This window comes from Enterococcus sp. AZ128 (genome assembly GCF_051714485.1).
Taxonomy (GTDB): domain Bacteria; phylum Bacillota; class Bacilli; order Lactobacillales; family Enterococcaceae; genus Enterococcus_A.
Genome location: NZ_JBIORZ010000004.1, coordinates 37501 through 57764, shown reverse-complemented (window position 1 = coordinate 57764; position 20264 = coordinate 37501). Strand labels below are relative to the sequence as shown.

General features: G+C 39.9%; 18 protein-coding genes. 16 read left to right on the top strand and 2 right to left on the bottom strand.

Annotation, left to right across the window (positions count from 1 at the left end; all coding sequences use genetic code 11):
* The first annotated feature begins 46 nt into the window (after positions 1-46).
* Positions 47-550, top strand: a complete 504-nt coding sequence (locus IGI38_RS21485; protein WP_438733937.1) for a VanZ family protein — start codon at positions 47-49, stop codon at positions 548-550.
* 74 nt (positions 551-624) lie between these two features.
* On the top strand, positions 625-1347 hold the full coding sequence (locus IGI38_RS21480) for a YebC/PmpR family DNA-binding transcriptional regulator (RefSeq protein ID WP_438733936.1): 723 nt from the start codon (positions 625-627) through the stop codon (positions 1345-1347).
* Between the two features lie 78 nt (positions 1348-1425).
* On the opposite strand, the gene IGI38_RS21475 is transcribed toward IGI38_RS21480, so the two are convergent.
* Both IGI38_RS21475 and IGI38_RS21470 read right to left on the bottom strand, forming a co-directional pair.
* Positions 1426-2832 carry a L,D-transpeptidase family protein gene (locus IGI38_RS21475; protein WP_438733935.1) on the bottom strand — a complete coding sequence of 469 codons (1407 nt, stop codon included), beginning with the start codon at positions 2830-2832 and terminating at the stop codon, positions 1426-1428.
* Between the two features lie 207 nt (positions 2833-3039).
* Positions 3040-4020, bottom strand: a complete 981-nt coding sequence (locus tag IGI38_RS21470; RefSeq protein ID WP_438733934.1) for an L-lactate dehydrogenase — start codon at positions 4018-4020, stop codon at positions 3040-3042.
* Positions 4021-4385: 365 nt separating this feature from the next.
* Between IGI38_RS21470 and pth the strand changes: the two genes are divergently transcribed.
* The 14 genes from pth to lysS all read left to right on the top strand — a co-directional run bounded on the left by pth (position 4386) and on the right by lysS (position 20114).
* A complete protein-coding gene (gene pth, locus IGI38_RS21465; RefSeq protein ID WP_438733933.1) occupies positions 4386-4943 on the top strand; it encodes an aminoacyl-tRNA hydrolase in 558 nt (185 codons plus the stop codon).
* A gap of 59 nt (positions 4944-5002) precedes the next feature.
* Entirely contained in the window at positions 5003-8515 is a 3513-nt protein-coding gene (gene mfd / locus IGI38_RS21460) for a transcription-repair coupling factor (protein WP_438733932.1), read from the top strand.
* Positions 8516-8554: 39 nt separating this feature from the next.
* Positions 8555-10117 carry a putative polysaccharide biosynthesis protein gene (locus IGI38_RS21455; protein WP_438734381.1) on the top strand — a complete coding sequence of 521 codons (1563 nt, stop codon included), beginning with the start codon at positions 8555-8557 and terminating at the stop codon, positions 10115-10117.
* Between the two features lie 3 nt (positions 10118-10120).
* Complete coding sequence (locus IGI38_RS21450; protein WP_438733931.1) at positions 10121-10390, top strand: RNA-binding S4 domain-containing protein; 270 nt, start codon at positions 10121-10123, stop codon at positions 10388-10390.
* Positions 10391-10464: 74 nt separating this feature from the next.
* On the top strand, positions 10465-10899 hold the full coding sequence (locus tag IGI38_RS21445; RefSeq protein WP_438733930.1) for an FtsB family cell division protein: 435 nt from the start codon (positions 10465-10467) through the stop codon (positions 10897-10899).
* Between the two features lie 55 nt (positions 10900-10954).
* Positions 10955-11407 (top strand): S1 domain-containing RNA-binding protein, encoded by a 453-nt coding sequence (locus tag IGI38_RS21440; protein ID WP_438733929.1) that lies wholly within the window; start codon positions 10955-10957, stop codon positions 11405-11407.
* A gap of 60 nt (positions 11408-11467) precedes the next feature.
* Positions 11468-12802 carry a tRNA lysidine(34) synthetase TilS gene (gene tilS, locus IGI38_RS21435; RefSeq protein WP_438733928.1) on the top strand — a complete coding sequence of 445 codons (1335 nt, stop codon included), beginning with the start codon at positions 11468-11470 and terminating at the stop codon, positions 12800-12802.
* Positions 12803-12815: 13 nt separating this feature from the next.
* Entirely contained in the window at positions 12816-13361 is a 546-nt protein-coding gene (gene hpt / locus IGI38_RS21430; protein ID WP_438733927.1) for a hypoxanthine phosphoribosyltransferase, read from the top strand.
* 96 nt (positions 13362-13457) lie between these two features.
* Positions 13458-15527 (top strand): ATP-dependent zinc metalloprotease FtsH, encoded by a 2070-nt coding sequence (ftsH, locus tag IGI38_RS21425; RefSeq protein ID WP_438733926.1) that lies wholly within the window; start codon positions 13458-13460, stop codon positions 15525-15527.
* An 88-nt stretch (positions 15528-15615) separates the two neighbouring features.
* The gene (locus IGI38_RS21420) at positions 15616-16134 is read left to right on the top strand and encodes a GNAT family N-acetyltransferase (protein WP_438733925.1); all 519 of its coding nucleotides are present in this window, start codon (positions 15616-15618) and stop codon (positions 16132-16134) included.
* A gap of 50 nt (positions 16135-16184) precedes the next feature.
* On the top strand, positions 16185-16487 hold the full coding sequence (locus IGI38_RS21415) for a bacteriocin immunity protein (RefSeq protein WP_438733924.1): 303 nt from the start codon (positions 16185-16187) through the stop codon (positions 16485-16487).
* A gap of 148 nt (positions 16488-16635) precedes the next feature.
* Positions 16636-17520 (top strand): Hsp33 family molecular chaperone HslO, encoded by an 885-nt coding sequence (gene hslO, locus IGI38_RS21410; protein ID WP_438733923.1) that lies wholly within the window; start codon positions 16636-16638, stop codon positions 17518-17520.
* Between the two features lie 2 nt (positions 17521-17522).
* Complete coding sequence (dusB, locus tag IGI38_RS21405) at positions 17523-18530, top strand: tRNA dihydrouridine synthase DusB (RefSeq protein WP_438733922.1); 1008 nt, start codon at positions 17523-17525, stop codon at positions 18528-18530.
* 120 nt (positions 18531-18650) lie between these two features.
* Positions 18651-20114 (top strand): lysine--tRNA ligase, encoded by a 1464-nt coding sequence (gene lysS, locus IGI38_RS21400; protein WP_438734380.1) that lies wholly within the window; start codon positions 18651-18653, stop codon positions 20112-20114.
* Positions 20115-20264: the final 150 nt, after the last annotated feature.

The window sequence follows — 20264 nt, the reverse complement described above, 5'->3', positions numbered from 1 at the left end:
GACCGGTACGAAATTCGTACCGGTTTTTTTAATGGAGGAAAAAGCAATGCAGAAACAATTGAAAAACGGTAATTTCTATTTAGCTCTAGCTGGTTTGATGATGGTGATCCTCTTCATCAGCTCATCGATGACTTATCAGCAGCAAAGTCAAGTATCGTTGATTCAAAAATTATTGGTGAACGAACCGTTGAAAGATTTTTTTAGTCGAGTTTCATTTGACTACGCTGGTAGTGAAGTAAGCATTTCTACAAAAGGCTATGTTAAATTTGTTGAATTCTTTATTCGTAAAGCCGCTCATTTTATGACATACTTTATTTTAGGCGGTAGCCTATACTTAGGATTATCACCCAAACTGAAACAAAAATCATCGGTCTTAGGTCTGTTTTTCGCTTGGTTGGCCGCAACAGGTTATGCAGCTACAGACGAGTTTCATCAAATGCTCACTGGTGGGCGAACCCCTTTATTTCAAGATGTTATGCTAGACTCATGTGGGGCATTAACTGCATGTCTGATTATCATCGCTTATCGAACAATCCGCAAGAAACGATGATAGGGATTATTCTTGACGAAAAATGTTTTCAGGCGGACAATAATAGAGATTAAAATAATTGGAGGTATACTACCATGTCAGGACACAGTAAGTGGAATAATATTCAAGGGCGAAAAAATGCTCAGGATGCTAAAAGAGGAAAAGTTTTTCAAAAGATATCGCGGGAAATTTATATGGCAGCTAAAGCTGGTGGTCCTGACCCGAGCATCAATCCTGCATTACGACTAGTAATTGATAAAGCTAAATCGGCTAATATGCCCAATGATAATGTTGATCGTGCTATAAAAAAAGCAACTTCAGCAGGTGAAGGTGAGCATTACGATGAAATCACATATGAAGGGTACGGTCCAGGAGGTGTGGCAATATTAGTCCATACGTTAACAGATAACCGCAATCGAACGGCTACGAATGTTCGTGTAACTTTTTCGAAAAATGGTGGTAATTTAGGAGAGACTGGGTCCGTAAATTATATGTTTGACCGTAAGGGATATATTGCTATTGAACGTGAAAACTTATCGACGAATGAGGATATGATGTTTGAGAAGGTACTAGAGGCTGGTGCGGAAGACATGGAGATCTCCCCAGAAGTTTTTGAAATTTATACTGCCGCAGAAGATTTTACTACTGTGCGTGATCAATTAGAAGCAGACGGATTTACTTTAGCGCAAGCTGAACTGACTATGATTCCGCAAACGACAGTTAGTTTAGACGAAGGGCAGCAGGAAAAATTAAATCATTTAGTTGAGAGGTTAGAAGACGATGATGATGTTTCTGAAGTCTTTACTTCGGCAGAATAAGCAGCACTTTTGAGGAGAATGTAACAAGTATGGAGTAAACAAAAAAACCAGCGAATTTTCGCTGGTTTTTATTTTGTTCTAAAAGACTAGTACTGGTGTGCCGACTTCCACCATATCGAATAATTGAGCCATTACGCTTGGTGGTGTATTTACACAACCGTGAGAACCGCGTGTCTTCCAGAGCTCGCCGCCATATTCAGGTTGCCAGTCAGAATCATGTAGCCCAACGCCGGTCCAGTCAATTGGCATCCAATATTTAACTGGGCTTGCATAATCGGAACCATCATCGTTTTTCCCTTTTAAGGTTTTGTTGGTTTCTTTCGACCAAACATAATCGACACCAGCCGGAGTAGGTGAAGTTGGTTTACCGCTGACGATATCAGTTTCTAAAGCGACTTTACCATCTTTGTAGTACCACATATGTTGGCTTTCCAAATCTACTTCGATATACGTTTTATCTATTAGCGGTTTATCCGCTGTTGTTGCACCGGTGACGACTGGTGAACGAGTGAAATCTTTACCTTCTAAAATTTGTTTTGTCAAAGCATCAACTTCTTCTGACGTATTGATTGTCCAACTATACGTGCCGGATGGAACAGATACTTTTCCACGACGAGTACTATTAAATTCTGTCGGTTTCGAACTGGTGTTGTATTTTTCACCTAAGCTTGTAACATAGGCAGTGACTTTCTCTTTATCAAGAGACATCGTGCCATCTTTGTCAACTAACCAGCTGTTGATATCTGAAGATGGGATTTGGAAAGTTTCTCCATTGATACTGTAGTTAGCTTTAATTTTTGCTACGGCGTTCATTTTATCCATGGTCTTTTTCAAATCAGCATCATCTTTAGTGATGGTTGGTTTGGAAAGATATTCATCAAAATCGATATCGTGTTTACCATCTTTAGCAGCTTCCTTAAAAGCAGTTACGGCAGCATCAACATCAATCGTGTTTCCTTGTTTTTCAGGCGTGATCTCAAAACCATCGTCAGTTCGAGTAACTTTAGCATTTTCTGTTGCTGTCCGTGTGGTGTTCGTTTGAGTCAATTCTGCACGAATCGCTTCACTAACAGCGTCTAATTCATTTTCGTCTAAAGTGTTGCCGTCAACATCTTTTGTATCTGCGGCAGAAACTAATTGCATTCCCCAGCTAAATGGGTTTTGCTTTTTCTGTAGCGCCTTTAAACCAGGGAGGTAATCGTTTTTCCATCCTAGGTCTTTACGATTGATTTCTTTCCAATTTTTACTGTCGATTTTAATTAGGAAAGGTGAATCTGACAGCTCACGAGTAATTTTCCGGTTTGCTTCGCTCACCGTCAAGTTATTGATTTTGACCCCATTGACTACCGTGTTAGGGAGAAATCTTTGAGCGTAATATGTACTGCGAAAGGCGTAACCGCCAACTAAAATTACCAATAAACCTAATACAACAATCATACCGATTCGCGTTCGGCTACGAGAATTTCTTTTTTCATTTCTTGTCATCGAAATAACTCCTCATTGCATTTCCTTTTATTTGGTCCTCATTATATATCGAAGGATCACTATACAAAATAGTAGTCGAATTCAAAATGATATACCGAATATAAATATACCATAGAATGATTTAAATACGAGTGATATGTTTTGAAACGTTAGTAAATATTAAAAAAACCGCAAAGAATAATTCATAATTCTTTGCGGAGAAAATAGTTATTTTCCTTCAGCTTCAAGATCAGCGAAAGCTTTATCCATCACTTCTTTTAGTTGAGAAGCAGAAGCGTCCATCCGATCCTTTTCAGCATCGCTTAATGGTATCTCGATGATATTTTGGATTCCTTTAGCATTGATTACTGCAGGAGCTCCGATATAAATATCGTTTTGGCCGTATTGCCCTTCTAAGTATACAGATAATGGGAATACTGCACTTTCGTCATTTAGGATTGCACGAGTGATACGCGCTAGGGCAACAGCGATACCATAGAATGTAGCACCTTTTTTCTCGATGATTTCATAAGCTGCATCACGTACACCGAAGAATAAGTTTACTAAAGCTTCTTCATCAACTTCAGGGTTGTCTTTTACCCATTCGTAAATTTGTAGTCCAGCAACGTTGGCGTGTGACCAAACTGGAAATTCTGAGTCGCCATGTTCGCCTAGAATATAAGCGTGGACGTTACGAGCATCAACGTCGACTAATTCAGCGATTGCTTGACGGAAACGAGCTGTATCTAGTGAAGTACCAGAACCAATAACGCGTTCTTTAGGGAAGCCAGAGAATTTCCAAGTAGAGTAAGTTAAGATGTCTACTGGGTTAGCGGCAACTAAAAAGATTCCGTCGAAGCCAGAAGCAACAACTTGTTCAACGATACTTTTATTGATACGCAAGTTTTTACCGACTAGGTCTAAACGAGTTTCACCTGGTCTTTGTGGCGCTCCAGCTGTAATAACAACTAGATCAGCATCATGACAATCCTCGTATGAGGCAGAATAAATTTTCTTAGGGGATGTGAAGGCCAATGCATGTGATAAGTCAATTGCATCTCCTTGTGTACGGTTGCTATCGATATCGATAATACCGATTTCTTGTGCGATATTTTGATTGACTAGAGCGAAGGCATAACTTGAACCTACTGCGCCGTCTCCGATTAACATTACTTTTTGATGGGTTTTACTAGCTGCTGTTGCAGTCATGTGTACCAATCCCTTCTTATATTTGTTTTTCCAGTGGAATGATAACACTAATTAATGAAACTTGTCACGTATTTTACTCATTAATAATACAGTTATTTTTGCTGTTTCAAAAGAAAACGCTTCATGTGCTAATAGCTTAGGAGACTGATACGATAAAGTTTTTTCAAAAATAACAGAATATTAAAGGAGACTTAAAGTACTGAAAACGGTCACTACAGGTTAGTTTGTGTTATACTGTATAAAGAAAATTTTGGACTGGGTAGTCATTTGACTATCCAGCATTTTGTCATGCAGATGAAAATCGATAAAATGTTTAAGTATGAAGAAAATGTTATCTATCTAAAATAAGAATGAGGCGGAATAATATGAAAATGATTGTAGGTCTGGGTAATCCAGGCAAAAAATATGAAAATACAAAGCACAATGTCGGTTTTATGGTTGTGGATCGTTTGGCGAAAGAACATGGAGCCCTTTTCAAAAAAAACGCTTTTGAAGCAGAAGTGGCGGATTATTTTATTAATGGCGAAAAGATTCTATTAATAAAGCCGCTGACTTTTATGAATGAGTCCGGACGTGCTGTAGGTCCGTTGATGACCTATTTTGGTGTCCATTTGGAGGAGTTGGTAGTAATTGCTGATGATTTAGATATGGATCTTGGTAAATTACGCTTGAGGCAAAAGGGGAGTGCCGGCGGACATAATGGACTAAAAAGCATTATTTCACATATCGGGACACAAGAATTTAATCGAATCAAAATTGGGATCGGTCGTCCAAATGGGAAAACAGTTGTGAATCATGTATTAAGCACTTTTAGTAAAGAAGATACGGCTGTTATTGCAAACAGTGTTGCTCGAGCGGCTGAAGCCGTTGATGATTTTATCTCAGGCAACGACTTCCTGCAAACAATGAATCGATTTAACTAATGTATTGCTAAAAGAATTTAGTTCAACAGATGAAAAGGAACGTATAAGGAGCAAGAAGAATGAATTTGATTGAATTTATAAATCGACTGCCGTTAGTGAAAGAATGGCAAGATAATTTGGACAAAAAAGCCAAGCGGCAATTATTAATTGGACTTTCTGGTTCAGCGAAGGCCTTAGTAATGGCGGCTGCACATCAGATGAGTCAAAAACAAACCGTGATTGTTGTGCCAAATCTCTACTATAGTAATCAATTGGCTGATGAACTGCGCAATATTATTGAGGATGTTCACCTTTTTCCAGTAGATGAAGTCCTTTCGGCCGAAATGGCTTTTGCATCGCCAGAAGCACGAGCAGAACGAGTAGCGACTTTGCAAGCTTTGTCTCAAGGCGAGAAAGGAATCTATGTTTTACCTGTTGCGGCATTACGAAAATATTTACCCACGATTGAAACATGGCAAGCCAATCAATTGCATTGGAAAATCGGCAGTGAAGTTGACTTAGAGAATTTAGCGCAGCGTTTAGTACTGATGGGCTATGAGCGTCAAACAATGGTCGGCAAACCGGGAGAATTCAGTATGCGCGGCAGTATTGTCGATATTTATCCTCTGACGACAGAGTATCCTGTACGAGTTGAATTATTTGATGTCGAAGTTGATTCATTGCGCTACTTTGAACCAGAGACTCAGCGTTCGGTGGAAAATCTAAATGAGGTCTGGATCACTCCTACTACAGATTTAGTCTTTTCTGCGGAAGATCTAGCGCAAGGTGTTCAAAAAGTAAATCAACTTCTACAAAATCGTTTAGCGGTTACGAAAGAAAAAGAAGCCTACAATTTTTTGAATGACTATTTTGGGCAATTGATTGCTTCTTGGGAAGATGGTATTCCGACGGATCAGGCCAAGTATTATACAGATCTGTTGTATGAAGAAAAAGTTTCGCTATTGGATCATTTTGCTAAGGATGCCCTCCTGTTCGTAGATGATTATCCTCGCATGATGGAAACTCATCGTGAAATGGAGAGGGAAGAGGCCGAATGGCATACACAAAAAATTGAAGAAATGCGCGTCTTCTCTGAACAATCTTTTGGAATGAATGCTCATGATCTGATAAAAAAAGCGAAACTTGTTACAAGCTTCTTCTCATTATTTCAAAAAGGAATGGGAAATCTGCGTTTTGAGGCGATCCATAATTTCCAATATCGCTCGATGCAACAATTTTTTGGCCAAATGCCTTTGTTAAAAACGGAAGTGGATCGTTGGCAGAAACAAGAGCAGACTGTTTTGTTCCTTGTATCAGACCAAGATCGTCAAGAAAAATTGACCAAAGAATTTCAAGATGTCGATATTCAGGCGGTTCAAACAACGCCTAACGATTTATTAGTTGGACAGACCCAGATTGTTACGGGAACGTTAACAAATGGGTTTGAGTTGCCGCAGGACAAATTGGTTGTGGTGACGGAACGTGAAATTTTTCAAAAGGTCACTAAAAAACGCGCGCGACGACAAACGATTTCCAATGCTGAGCGCTTGAAGAGTTATAATGAACTAAAACCAGGCGATTACGTTGTACATGCGAATCATGGGATAGGAAAATACATCGGGATGGAAACGATTGAGATCGACGGTGTCCATCAAGATTACATGTCGATCTTGTATCAGAAAGATGACAAGCTGTTTATTCCAGTTACTCAGCTAAACTTGATCCAGAAGTATGTTTCTTCTGAAGCAAAACCGCCGAAAATCAATAAACTGGGCGGCAGTGAATGGACGAAGACGAAAAGCAAGGTTTCGAAAAAAATCGAAGATATTGCCGACGACTTGATCGAATTGTACGCTAGACGGGAAGCGGAACGTGGTTATGCATTTGGGCCGGATGACGAGTATCAAAAGGAATTTGAGGATGCTTTTCCATATAGTGAAACCGATGATCAGCTGCGAAGTACTGCTGAAATTAAACATGATATGGAAAAAACGCGTCCAATGGATCGCTTGTTAGTCGGCGATGTTGGGTTTGGTAAGACTGAAGTTGCTTTACGCGCGGCGTTTAAAGCGATCAAGGAAAATAAACAAGTTGCTTTTCTTGTACCCACAACGATTTTGGCACAGCAGCATTATGATACGATGACTGAACGTTTTGAAAATTTTCCAGTCAATGTCGCGATGTTGAGTCGATTCCGTACGAAGAAACAGCAGAACGAAACCATTGAACAGATTCGTACTGGGCAGGTTGATATCGTTGTAGGAACTCATCGTCTTTTATCACAAGATCTGCAGTTTGCTGATTTAGGTTTATTAGTCATTGACGAAGAACAACGTTTTGGAGTGAAGCACAAAGAACGTTTAAAACAATTACGCTCTCAAGTAGATGTTTTGACGTTAACAGCGACGCCAATTCCTCGAACATTGCACATGTCGATGTTAGGTGTTCGTGATCTATCCGTGATTGAAACGCCGCCTGAAAACCGTTATCCAATCCAAACTTATGTGATGGAAACTAATCCAGGTGCGATTCGTGAAGCCATCGAACGTGAAATGGCTCGTGGGGGTCAATCTTTCTACCTATATAATCGTGTAGAAACAATTGAACGGAAAGTAGAAGAACTGCAAATGTTGGTGCCGGATGCTAAAATCGGATTTGCTCATGGGCAAATGACGGAAGTTCAATTAGAGAACACGCTGATGGACTTTATTGACGGACAATATGATATTTTAGTTACCACGACGATTATCGAAACGGGTGTGGATATTCCTAACGTCAATACACTATTCGTTGAAAACGCTGATTATATGGGGTTATCAACCTTGTATCAGCTGCGTGGGCGAGTTGGGCGAAGCAGTCGAATTGCTTATGCTTACTTCATGTACGAACCGCAAAAAATATTGAATGAAGTCAGTGAAAAACGTCTTCAGGCAATTAAAGACTTTACCGAATTAGGTTCGGGATTTAAGATCGCGATGCGGGACTTATCAATTCGCGGTGCAGGGAATCTTTTAGGTGCGCAGCAACATGGCTTTATCGATGCGGTTGGTTTTGATATGTATTCACAAATGTTATCTGAGGCAGTTGATCGCAAACAAGGGAAAAACACCCAAGTTGAACGGACTTCGGTAGAAATCAATTTAGGAATCAATGCGTATATTCCAGGAACTTATATTGTAGATGAACGACAAAAAATCGAAATCTATAAACGAATTCGCGAGTTGGAAAGTACAGAGATGTTGGATGAAGTAGAAGCTGATCTGGTAGATCGATTTGGTGATTACCCAGATGAAGTGGCGAACCTATTAAACATTGGACAAATTAAAATGGACGGCGATCGTGCTCTGGTTGAAAGTATCCAAAAACGCCAGCAGCAGATCATCATTACCTTGAGTAAAGTCGGTACGAAGGCTTACAAAGTCGAGCAGCTTTTTGAAGCGTTAAGTGCAACAAAGATGAAAGCTACATTGGGTATTGAAAAAGATCAAATGGTTATGAAATTAACGATTGCTAAAAATATGGACGAGGCTGTTTGGTTGCGTGAAATCAGTTTATTCGTTCGTGCGTTGCGAGAGCAAAAATACAAAGAATAGGCGGTGGAGTCACTGGCGAATAAAGAAATGCGAGTCATGATGCAAGGTGCCTTCGTCTTGACTGCCGCATCATTTGTAGCGAAGTTATTGAGTGCCGTTTACCGAGTACCTTATCAAAACTTCGCTGGTGATGAAGGATTCTATGTGTATCAACAAGTTTATCCAATCTATGGCATCGCCATGACGTTAGCTTTATCAGGCTTACCACAATTTATTTCAAAGTATGTAGCAGAGCAAAGAGAACCGCGAGATCAACGACAGGCGCTGGAAAAATTATTCCCTTTAATCAGCGGATTTGGCTTGGTTTTATGGGCATTGTGTTTCTTCTCAGCACAACCATTAGCTAACTGGATGGGCGATGGAAAATTGGCTCCGTTGATTCGGATCGTATCCTTTACTTTTGTGATCATGCCCTCTCTATCGATTACACGAGGAGAGTTTCAAGGAAAGTTATTGATGGTTCCAACAGCTGTTTCACAAGTGGTTGAACAGCTGCTTCGTGTTGGAGTAATTGTGATCGCCGCTTGGTCGTTTAAACAATTTGGTTGGGACGTTTACCATACAGGAACAGTAGCGATGTCGGGAGCCTTGGTTGGCGGGATCGCAGCAGTTCTGGTTCTATGGTATTATCGCCGAAAAATATTGGGAACGAGTATTGTTCGAAAGCTGCCTGATCTGGGCGGAGAAACCTTATCCTTAGGCAAGCGTTTGCTGCTTGAAGGTGGATTAATGACGATCTATAGCGGATTGTTGATTTTGTTTCAGCTAGTCGATTCTTTTACTGTCAAAAAAGCTTTAGTTGATTTTGGATTAAGCGAACATGGGGCGAAGCTGGCAAAAGGGGTTTATGACCGCGGTCAACCGCTAGTACAGTTAGGCTTAGTAGTTGCATTGGCATTGAGTTCGAGCTTTTTACCATTATTGACACGCCATTTAGTCAATCGTGATCATGGAATGTTTGTTAAGACCAGTCAGATTTTTTTACGTTTAACCTGCGGAATTGCGGCAGCTGCCTCGATGGGATTAGCGATGTTGCTGCCGTATGTGAATTATGCGTTATTCAAGGACTATAAAGGAAATGGCACGTTGGTTCTATTCATTTTTGCGATTTTCCTGATGGCAATGGTGCAGGCATATCAAAGTATTGCCCAAAGCCAAAACCATTATCGAAGTTCGTTGCAAGCAGCTGGAGTTGGACTATTGCTAAAAGTAGTTGTTACTGGTGGACTGACGAAGCAATTTGGAACGGTTGGAGCAAGTCTTTCAACCTTATTAGGGCTAATCGTAGCTTTGTTTATTCTGCACTTCACTTGCGATCGTGAAACACGTACCTACGGCAGTCAGAGACACTTCACGCGAAATCTTTTGATTTGCTTAATAGGCATGGTGGTAGTGCTTTTATGTTATTATGGCGGTATCAGTATTATTTTTGGAGGGGTTCAAAAAAGAAGTTTGGCGTTGATAATAGCTGTTTTTGGTGTGGGAATCGGCGGAAGTGCCTTTTTGATCTTGGCTATTCAACTGCGTTTATTAACGATTCGCGAGTGGTTGATGTTGCCATTCGGCAGTAAACTATTGAGAATTAATTGGAAAAGGAGATAATTCATGCGATTAGATAAGTTTTTAAAGATTTCACGGATCATCAAGCGTCGTCCGGTGGCAAAAGAAGTTGCCGATAAGGGACGAATTCAAGTGAATGGAAAATTAGCAAAATCTTCAACAGATGTGAAATTAGGAGACAAGTTGCGTATCCAATTTGGGAATAAAGTCCTAGAGGTTGCGGTAGAAGAGCTCCATGAGTCTACTAAAAAAGAGGATGCGGCGAAAATGTATCGAATTATTAGCGAGACTCGAGTAGAAAATAACGGTAATTAAGGATAATTCAAATAGACAATTATATCCCGAATTGATATAATAGTAAAGAATTTCATGGTAAGGAGCGAGCAAGAATGAATGAAAACGAGACGCAAAAAATTGCTTCACTAGATACACCATATGCAAAAGAGCAATATCGTAAATTTCAAAAGCAACATCGTCAATTAATTTTTAAGCGTCGTCGTTTAGCAGCGCTCTTTGCTGTTGCAGCCTTTGTCGCTATTGTCATGGGAGTTCAAATCTTCAACGAACAACGTCATTTGAGTGAATTAAAAGATATTAAAGTCAAAACAGTTGCAGAATCCGCAAAGGTGGATGAACAGGTGGATGGCTTGAAACAAGACGTGAAATTGTTGAAAGATGATAACTATGTTGCGAAATTGGCTCGTAGTCGTTTCTATTATTCAAAAGATGGTGAATTGGTTTTTGTTTTACCAGATTCAGCGAAAACGCCTAGCAAAGACAAACAGTCTGCTGACGAAGTAGTAAAGTCCGAAACTGCCAAATAAGTTTAGTAGCAGTTTTAAAATAAATTGGAAAAAAATTAGGAGGAACATTTTTTTTATGTCAATCGAAGTAGGAGCTAAGCTGCAAGGAAAAGTATCAGGGATCACCAATTTCGGTGCCTTTATCGACTTGGGAGAGGGTAAAACGGGCTTAGTCCATATCAGTGAAATTTCTAACGGTTTCGTTAAAGACATTCATGATGTGTTGACTGTCGGTGATGAAGTAACGGTGAAAGTGACTTCTGTTGGAGACGACGGCAAAGTAGGACTTTCAATCCGTAAAGCACAAGATCAACCGCAATCGCAACCAGAAAAGAAACCTTTCAAGCGTGAGTTCCGCGACAATAATCGTCCGAAACCGTCTGGTAAGGGCAAACCTCAACAAAATAGCGGCAAACAAGACTTCGATTCATTGATGAGTTCCTTTTTAAAGGATAGCGATGATCGCTTGTCATCGATCAAACGCAATACCGAAGGAAAACGCGGGGGCCGAGGCGGTCGTCGCAGTTAAAATAGAGAGGCTGAAATTCTTTTAGGATTTCAGCTTTTTTTATAGTTGAAGGAGCTTGGCATGGAACAAGAATTTTTTCGTGAAAATCCTGAATTAGTTACAGATAAAAAAATACTACTGGCGGTTTCAACTGGGGTAGATTCGATGGTTCTTTTACATTTGTTGGAGCAACAGGGAGTTAATATTGGTATAGCTCATGTGAACCATCAGTTACGCTCAGAATCAAAAAAAGAAGCGGAATTTATACAAGACTACTGTGAAGCGCGCCAGCTTCCGTTCTATTTAAAAACTTGGGAACAGCCGACTGAAAAAAATATCGAGGCCGAAGCGCGGCGTCTACGATATGATTTTTTCGAAGCAGTCATGGAACAAGGAAAATATGATTTGATTTTAACTGCTCATCATGGTGATGATCAGCTAGAAACTTTATTGATGCGCTTGACACGTGGCGGCTCGCTTGCCGGTCATGGAGGGATCTCTCGAAAGCAAAAATTTGGCAGAGGGACTTTGTTGCGACCGCTGTTGAACTTTTCAAAAGAAGAGATTTATAAATACGCTAAAGAGAAAAAGTTGATCTATTTTGAAGATATCACAAACACTTCGCAAGATTATTTTCGTAATCGAATCCGTCAAAATGTTGTATCGGAATTAAGAAAAGAGAATCCACAAATTTTGGAGCATGCTCAGCAGTTTCATCAGCAATTGATTTGGGCGAATCAACTGATCAATCAGATGCTAAAAGAAAATTTAAGAAATATCGAATTTGATGGTCAACGCTGGTTTTTTTCCTATGAAACTTTACCGGCCGAAACAGGTGCTCGTTATTATTTTCTGTCTGCCTTTTTTCAACAGACTGCGACGCAAACAAAGCTAGCCGTTTCACAACGGCAACTATTTTCACTTCTAGACCAAATTCAGCGACCTGTCAGCCAGTGGATCGTGGATATCAGTGGCGCTTGGCAATTTGTACGAAGGTATCAAAATTTCTATTTAGAGAAGAAGACAATAGTCAATTCAGCGGATTTTCTTTTAGAGGAAAACACCAGATGTGCCTTGCCAGATGGGGCAACAATCACTTTGAGAAAGAGTGATGAGGCAGGTGGAAATGGAATGTACCAAGTTCCTTTACCGCTTACGATCAATCTACCTTTAATGATTCGTAAAAGAAGACCGGGTGATCGAATTCGTTTGACGGATGCTTTAATAAAACGTATAGGACGTTATTTTATCGATAAGAAAATCCCTGCTGATGAACGTGAACAGGCGTGGGTGGTTGAGGATTCTGCAGGAGAAATCGTAGCGCTTTTACCTTTTGTTAATTCCTATTTGAGTATTACAACTGAAACTGATAGAATACACTACATACTTGACTATACGCTTCAAGTAGCGAAATGAAAGGAGTTTCTACATGCTAGCAAAAGATATTGAAAAGGTATTGATTACTAGAGAAGATATTCAAAAACGCTGTGTCGAACTAGGTGCACAATTAACTGCGGATTATACCGATAAAAATCCTTTGGTGGTTGGTATTTTAAAAGGAGCCGTACCTTTTATGGCCGACATCGTTCGTGAAATAGATGCTCATCTAGAATTGGATTTTATGGATGTTTCGAGTTACGGCAATCAAACGGTCTCTTCGGGAGAAGTAAAAATCATTAAGGACCTAGATACGAATGTTGAAGGTCGAGATTTGTTGATTGTTGAAGACATTATTGACAGTGGCCGTACATTAGGCTATTTAGTTGATCTTTTTAAATACAGAAAAGCTAAATCAGTGAAGATTGTCACATTGTTGGATAAACCAGAGGGCCGTGTGGTGGATATTCATGCTGATTATGTCGGATTTGATGTTCCAAATGAGTTTGTAGTCGGCTACGGACTAGACTATGCAGAAGCGTATCGTAACCTGCCATATGTGGGTGTATTAAAGCCAAAAATTTATCAATCAAATTAGTGACCGAAAAAATCACAGTGTGATATACTTAAAAGGTCAAAATTGATAAAACTTTTTTAACAAGCTAATAAGCTAACAAGTGCGAGGAGGACGCAGATGAACAAAAACAATAAGGGAGTAAAAAATGCTCTCTATTATATTCTCGTCATCTTGGCTATGGTCATGGTTGTTTATTTCCTTTTTGGAGATAACAAATCAGCTTCGCCAGATATCGAGTATTCAACCTTTACTGAACAAATGCAAGAAGGCAAAATCAAAAATCTCAAGATCCAACCGGCTAGTGGTGTGTATAAAATCACTGGTGAGTATAAGGAAAAGCAAGAGGTTGCTAATTCTGGAGGCTTGAGCATCATTGGAGGAGGAACAGAATCAAAAACAACAAACTTCTCAACGATTGTTTTGCCAAATGACTCAACCTTGAGTCAAGTTACAGATCTAGCAAAAGAAAACAAAGTTAAGACACAAATTGAAGAAGAATCAAGCAGCGGTATGTGGGTTACTTTATTAGTAAGTTTCTTGCCAATCTTGATCATGATCTTCTTCTTCTACATGATGATCGGTCAACAAGGCGGCGGTGGCGGCGGCAATGGCCGTGTTATGAACTTTGGTAAATCAAAAGCCAAAGAGGCAGACAAAAAAGCGAACCGTGTACGTTTCTCTGATGTAGCCGGTGCAGAAGAAGAAAAACAAGAATTAGTCGAAGTAGTAGAATTCTTGAAAGATCCACGTCGTTTCGTTGAATTAGGTGCTCGTATACCAGCCGGTGTTTTATTAGAGGGACCTCCTGGAACGGGTAAAACATTACTTGCTAAAGCCGTAGCCGGTGAAGCAGGTGTGCCTTTCTATTCAATCTCAGGTTCAGATTTCGTGGAAATGTTCGTTGGTGTCGGGGCATCTCGTGTCCGTGACCTATTCGAAACGGCCAAGAAAAATGCACCAGCGATTATCTTTATTGATGAAATTGATGCTGTCGGTCGTCAACGTGGTGCCGGTATGGGTGGAGGTCACGATGAACGTGAGCAGACCTTAAACCAGTTGCTAGTTGAAATGGATGGATTTGATGGTAATGAAGGTGTTATCGTCATTGCCGCAACGAACCGTTCAGATGTATTAGACCCAGCGTTGTTACGTCCAGGTCGTTTTGACCGTCAAATTTTAGTTGGTCGCCCAGATGTTAAAGGACGTGAAGCGATTCTTAAGGTTCACGCACGTAACAAACCTTTGGCAGACGATGTTGATTTGAAAGTTGTTGCTCAACAAACACCAGGTTTTGCTGGTGCTGATTTAGAAAATGTCTTGAATGAAGCTGCATTAGTTGCTGCTCGTCGTAACAAGAAAAAGATTGATGCTTCTGATGTGGACGAAGCAGAAGATCGCGTGATTGCTGGACCAGCTAAGAAAGACCGTGTTATCAGCAAGCATGAACGTGAAATGGTTGCTTATCATGAGGCAGGCCACACGATCATCGGAATGGTATTGAATCGCGCACGTGTTGTTCATAAGGTAACGATTATTCCTCGTGGACGTGCTGGCGGATATATGATTGCTTTGCCAAAAGAAGATCAAATGTTAATGTCTAAAGATGACATGTTTGAACAAATCGTTGGTTTATTAGGTGGACGTACCGCTGAAGAAATCGTGTTTAATGCTCAAACAACGGGTGCATCAAATGACTTTGAACAAGCAACATCACTGGCTCGAAGCATGGTAACTGAATATGGGATGAGTGACAAACTTGGCCCAGTTCAATACGAAGGAAATCATCAAGTCTTTGTTGGCCGTGATTATGGTCAAACAAAAGCTTACTCTGAACAAGTGGCCTTTGAGATTGATGAGGAAGTTCGTAATATCTTGATGCAAGCACATGAAAAAGCGCGTGAGATTATCGAAACTCACCGTGAACAACATAAATTGATTGCTGAAAAATTATTGGAATTTGAAACATTGGATGCCAAAGCAATCAAATCATTGTTTGAAACAGGCGAAATGCCAGAAGGTAAAGGCAGCCCTTATCCAAGTGAAAAAGCTCAAGCACAAACTTTCGAAGAAGCAAAACGCGCTTTGGAGGAAAAGGATGCGGAGAAACAAGCTGAAGATAAAACGCCTGAACAACAAAATTCAGACGATAAAATCGAACCAGATGATACAAACGATAATCAAGAATAAAAACAAACGGTGTGTCTTCGGGCATGCCGTTTATTTATTTGCAGGTAGTAGCAAAAGGGCATTTCGCTTAAATGTGAGGAGGTATAAAATGAAAGGAAAAATTAGTGTGTGTACTATTGAGAATCTAGCAGAACTGCAGAGGATAAGTATTGAGACTTTTACTGATACCTTTGCATCGGAGAATGCCCCTGTTGATTTACAAGAGTATCTTTCCGAAGCTTATGGATTAGAAAAGTTAAGAAATGAGATATTAAATTTTGAATCACGTTTCTTTTTTATTTACTTATCAGAGGAGTTGGCAGGTTATTTGAAGTTGAATACCGGAACGGCTCAAACAGAGATGTCAGATAGGAATGGATTGGAAGTTGAACGGATATATATTCGAAATGAGTTTAAACGACATGGGTTGGGGCGACAATTATTAGAGTATGGGTTTGAATTAGCTAACAAAGAAAAACGTGAAAATATTTGGCTGGGGGTATGGGAAAGAAATACGAGTGCTTTGCAATTCTATCGAACATTTGGTTTTGAAAAAGTTGGGACCCATAGTTTTATTGTGGGAAATGATCAGCAAACAGATCTAATTATGATGAAGAAACTCCTTTGATTTGGCATACTAACCATGCTGGCGTAAAATGATGCCGAGGGGGAGTCGAAATGAATCACAACGAAAAAACTGAGCAAATGATGGATAAACTCAGTCGAGTATATGGAAGCGAAGAAATAAAGGCGCGTCCCGAAGTTCAAAAATTTTTATTGAAAAATGCACAATTGCTGGAGCAAACAGAAAATTATGGACTGGTAGCAACTAAAATATGTAAAGAAATCACTTTATATGCGTTGGCTCATCAGCATGATTTTCCCAAGGCTTTGGGTGAATTACATAATCAACTCAAGAACGAGGCGATGAAATATGATGCTACAGCGATGGCGGCAATTTTGTTGCCTGTATGGTTTTAGGGAGCGAGTGAGTAGATCACCTGCTTCTTTATTTTTTTCTGAATGAGATTATTAAGCTTTTCTATCAAGCGTATACAGAGAAGTTGAAAAAAGTTGGAACACCTAGTATGATGCAATCACGAGTAAAATAGGAATGAGGAGCAGATAAATGAGTGATTATTTAGTAAAAGCATTAGCCTATAAGGGGTTTGTTCGAGCGTATGCAGTCAATGCGACAGAAACAATCGCAGAGGCACAACGCCGTCATGATACATGGAATACATCTTCAGCAGCATTAGGACGGACGATGATCGGAGCCTTGATGTTAGGTGCGACTTTAAAAGGTGAAGACAAAATGACTGTGAAAATAGAAGGAAATGGACCGGCCGAAGCAATCATCGTCGATAGTAACGGTAAAGGTGAAGTAAAAGGCTACATCAAAAATCCGCATATCAGTTTGCCATTAAATGAAGTCGGAAAAATTGATGTAAGAGGTGCAGTTGGAACGGAAGGTATGTTTACTGTTATCAAAGATTTAGGACTAAAAGAACCCTTCTCTGGTCAAACACCAATCGTATCTGGTGAAATTGGTGAGGACTTTACCTATTATTTAGCTGTATCAGAACAAATTCCATCAGCAGTTGGTGTGTCTGTCTTAGTTGATACCGATGATTCTATAAAAACGGCTGGAGGGTTTCTGATTCAAATCATGCCGGGAGCAAGCGACGAGATTATAGACCAAATTGAGGCACGTTTAAAAGAAACAACTCGTATTTCGACCTTATTAGACGAGGGACAAACACCAGAGGAAATTCTGCAAAACTTACTTGCTACAGATGACGTAATGTTTTTAGAAAATATGCCTGTTCAATTTAAATGTGATTGTTCTAAAGAAAAATTTGCTTCTGCAATCATTACGTTAGGTGCAGAACAAATTCAGGAATTAATTGATCAAGATCATGGTGCAGAGGCAATCTGTGCATTTTGCAATAATAATTATGAATACAGTGAAGCCGATCTTTACGAATTGAAGCAAGAAATTTTGGGGGAATAATAGTGAAACCATTAAATGGTACGTGGAAAATAGGAAATGTGGAAGTGCCGAATCGGGTAGTAGTGGCCCCGATGGCAGGAATCACAAATGCCGCTTTTCGTGTAACAGTTAAAGAATTTGGTGCCGGATTGGTTGTTTGCGAAATGATTAGTGATCAAGGTATTCATTTTAGAAATAAGAAAACCTTAGAGATGCTGTACATTGATGAAGGTGAACATCCGTTAAGCCTACAAATTTTTGGTGGGAACAAAGATTCATTAGTAGAGGCTGCGCAGTTTGTCCAAGAAAATACCGAAGCGGATATCATAGACATCAATATGGGCTGTCCAGTGAATAAAGTGATTAAGGCTGAGGCTGGCGCAAAATGGTTATTAGATCCTAATAAAGTTTATGAAATGGTCGATGCTGTTTCTTCTGCTGTAGATATTCCTGTAACCGTTAAAATGCGAATTGGATGGGATGAAGAGCATATTTTTGCTGTTGAAAATGCACTAGCTGCTCAAAGCGCTGGCGCTTCAGCAATTGCTATGCACGGACGAACAAGGGTACAAATGTATGAAGGACAAGCAAATTGGGATGTTTTGAAGCAAGTAGCAGATCGATTGACGATTCCTTTTATGGGAAATGGTGATGTACGTACTCCGGAAGATGCAAAAAAGATGATTGAAGAGGTTGGTGTAGATGCAGTAATGATCGGTCGAGCTGCTCTAGGAAATCCTTGGATGATTCATCAAACGCAGCATTATTTAGAGACTGGTGAGTTAATTCCTGAGCCAAGTGCTAGGGAGAAGATTGAGACGGCAAAACTGCATTTGGAACGTTTGATCAATCTAAAAGGCGAAAAGATAGCCTGTCGCGAATTTCGTCAACATGCGAGCTATTATCTAAAAGGAATCTCGCGTTCAGCGAAGGTTAAGCTCGCCATTAACCAGACTGAAGAAAAACAAGTGATCTTAGATTTGTTGGACTGTCTTGTAGAAAAGACCGAATCAAGAGAAAAAATTAGCTGATCTTCAAGCCGAATGAGGAATTCGGCTTGATTTTTTACCTATTCATTGGCATTATAAGTAAGAGTAATTACATATCGAGGAGGAACATTCGTGACTGAGGAACAAACAAATTTGACAGAAATGAACGACCAAATGCGTGTCCGCCGCGAAAAAATGGAAAACCTTCGTGAAGAAGGAATTGATCCGTTTGGCGCGCGCTTTGAACGCACAGCAAATTCAAAAGAACTGCATGAAACATATGATGCAAATACTAAAGAAGAGCTTTTAGAGAAACAATTGACTGCAAGTGTAGCTGGTCGTATGATGACCAAACGTGGAAAAGGAAAAGTAGGCTTTGCTCACCTACAAGATCGTGAAGGACAAATTCAAATCTATGTCCGTAAAGATGAAGTTGGTGAGGAACCATATGCCATTTTCAAAAAAGGCGATTTAGGAGATTTCTTTGGTGTAACAGGAGAAATCATGAAGACGGATACTGGAGAAGTATCAATTAAAGCAAAAGAGATTACGTTGCTGTCTAAAGCGCTACGCCCGTTACCGGAAAAATATCACGGGTTGACGAACGTGGAACAACGTTATCGTCAGCGCTATTTAGATCTGATTAGTAATCGTGAAAGTTTCGAGCGTTTTACTAAACGTAGTCAAATCATCAGCCAAATCCGACGTTATTTGGATGGGTTAGGTTATATCGAAGTAGAAACACCTGTCTTGCATAACGAAGCTGGTGGTGCAACTGCACGTCCGTTTATCACACATCACAATGCGTTGGATATGGATTTGTATCTGCGAATTGCCCTTGAATTACATTTGAAACGCTTAATTGTCGGTGGAATGGAAAAAGTTTATGAAATTGGCCGTGTGTTCCGTAATGAAGGGATCGATACCACTCATAATCCTGAATTCACTATGATGGAGGTATATACGGCGTATCAAGATTTCTTAGATGTAATGAATTTAACAGAAGGAATCATCCGAGATGCTGCACAAAATGTTCTTGGAGAAACTACTCTTTCTTATGATGGACAGACAATTGATTTAGGCTCTGAGTTTAAACGTGTCCATATGGTAGATGCCATCAAGGAACAGACTGGGGTAGATTTCTGGCCTGAAATGACTATCGAGGAAGCTCGTTCATTAGCAAAAGAGCACAATGTTGAGATAAAAGATACAATGGAAGTTGGTCATATTATCAATGAATTCTTCGAAACGTTTGTTGAAGAAACACTTGAACAACCAACTTTTATTTATGGTCATCCAGTAGAAGTATCTCCGCTTGCGAAGAAAAATGCTGAAGATGGACGTTTCACCGATCGTTTTGAATTATTTATCGTAGGGCGTGAATTTGCGAATGCCTTTACCGAATTAAATGATCCTATTGATCAAAGAGAACGTTTTGAAGCTCAAGAAAAAGAACGGGAACAAGGAAACGACGAAGCACATGGTGTGGATGAAGATTTCTTAGAGGCGTTAGAATATGGGATGCCGCCAACTGGTGGTTTAGGGATTGGAATCGACCGTCTGGTTATGTTGTTAACCGATGTTCAGTCGATTCGTGATATTTTACTGTTCCCGACAATGCGTTAAAACAAAAAAACTAGACGTTCAGCTCAGCTGAACGCCTTTTTTACTGTTCTCAAAAAGAATTATTAAAAAATGATGTCATATCTCAAAACAAAAAAACGATTGAATTTCTTGTGAAAAGGTAATTTTCAAACAGCTTTCATGTTATTTGCG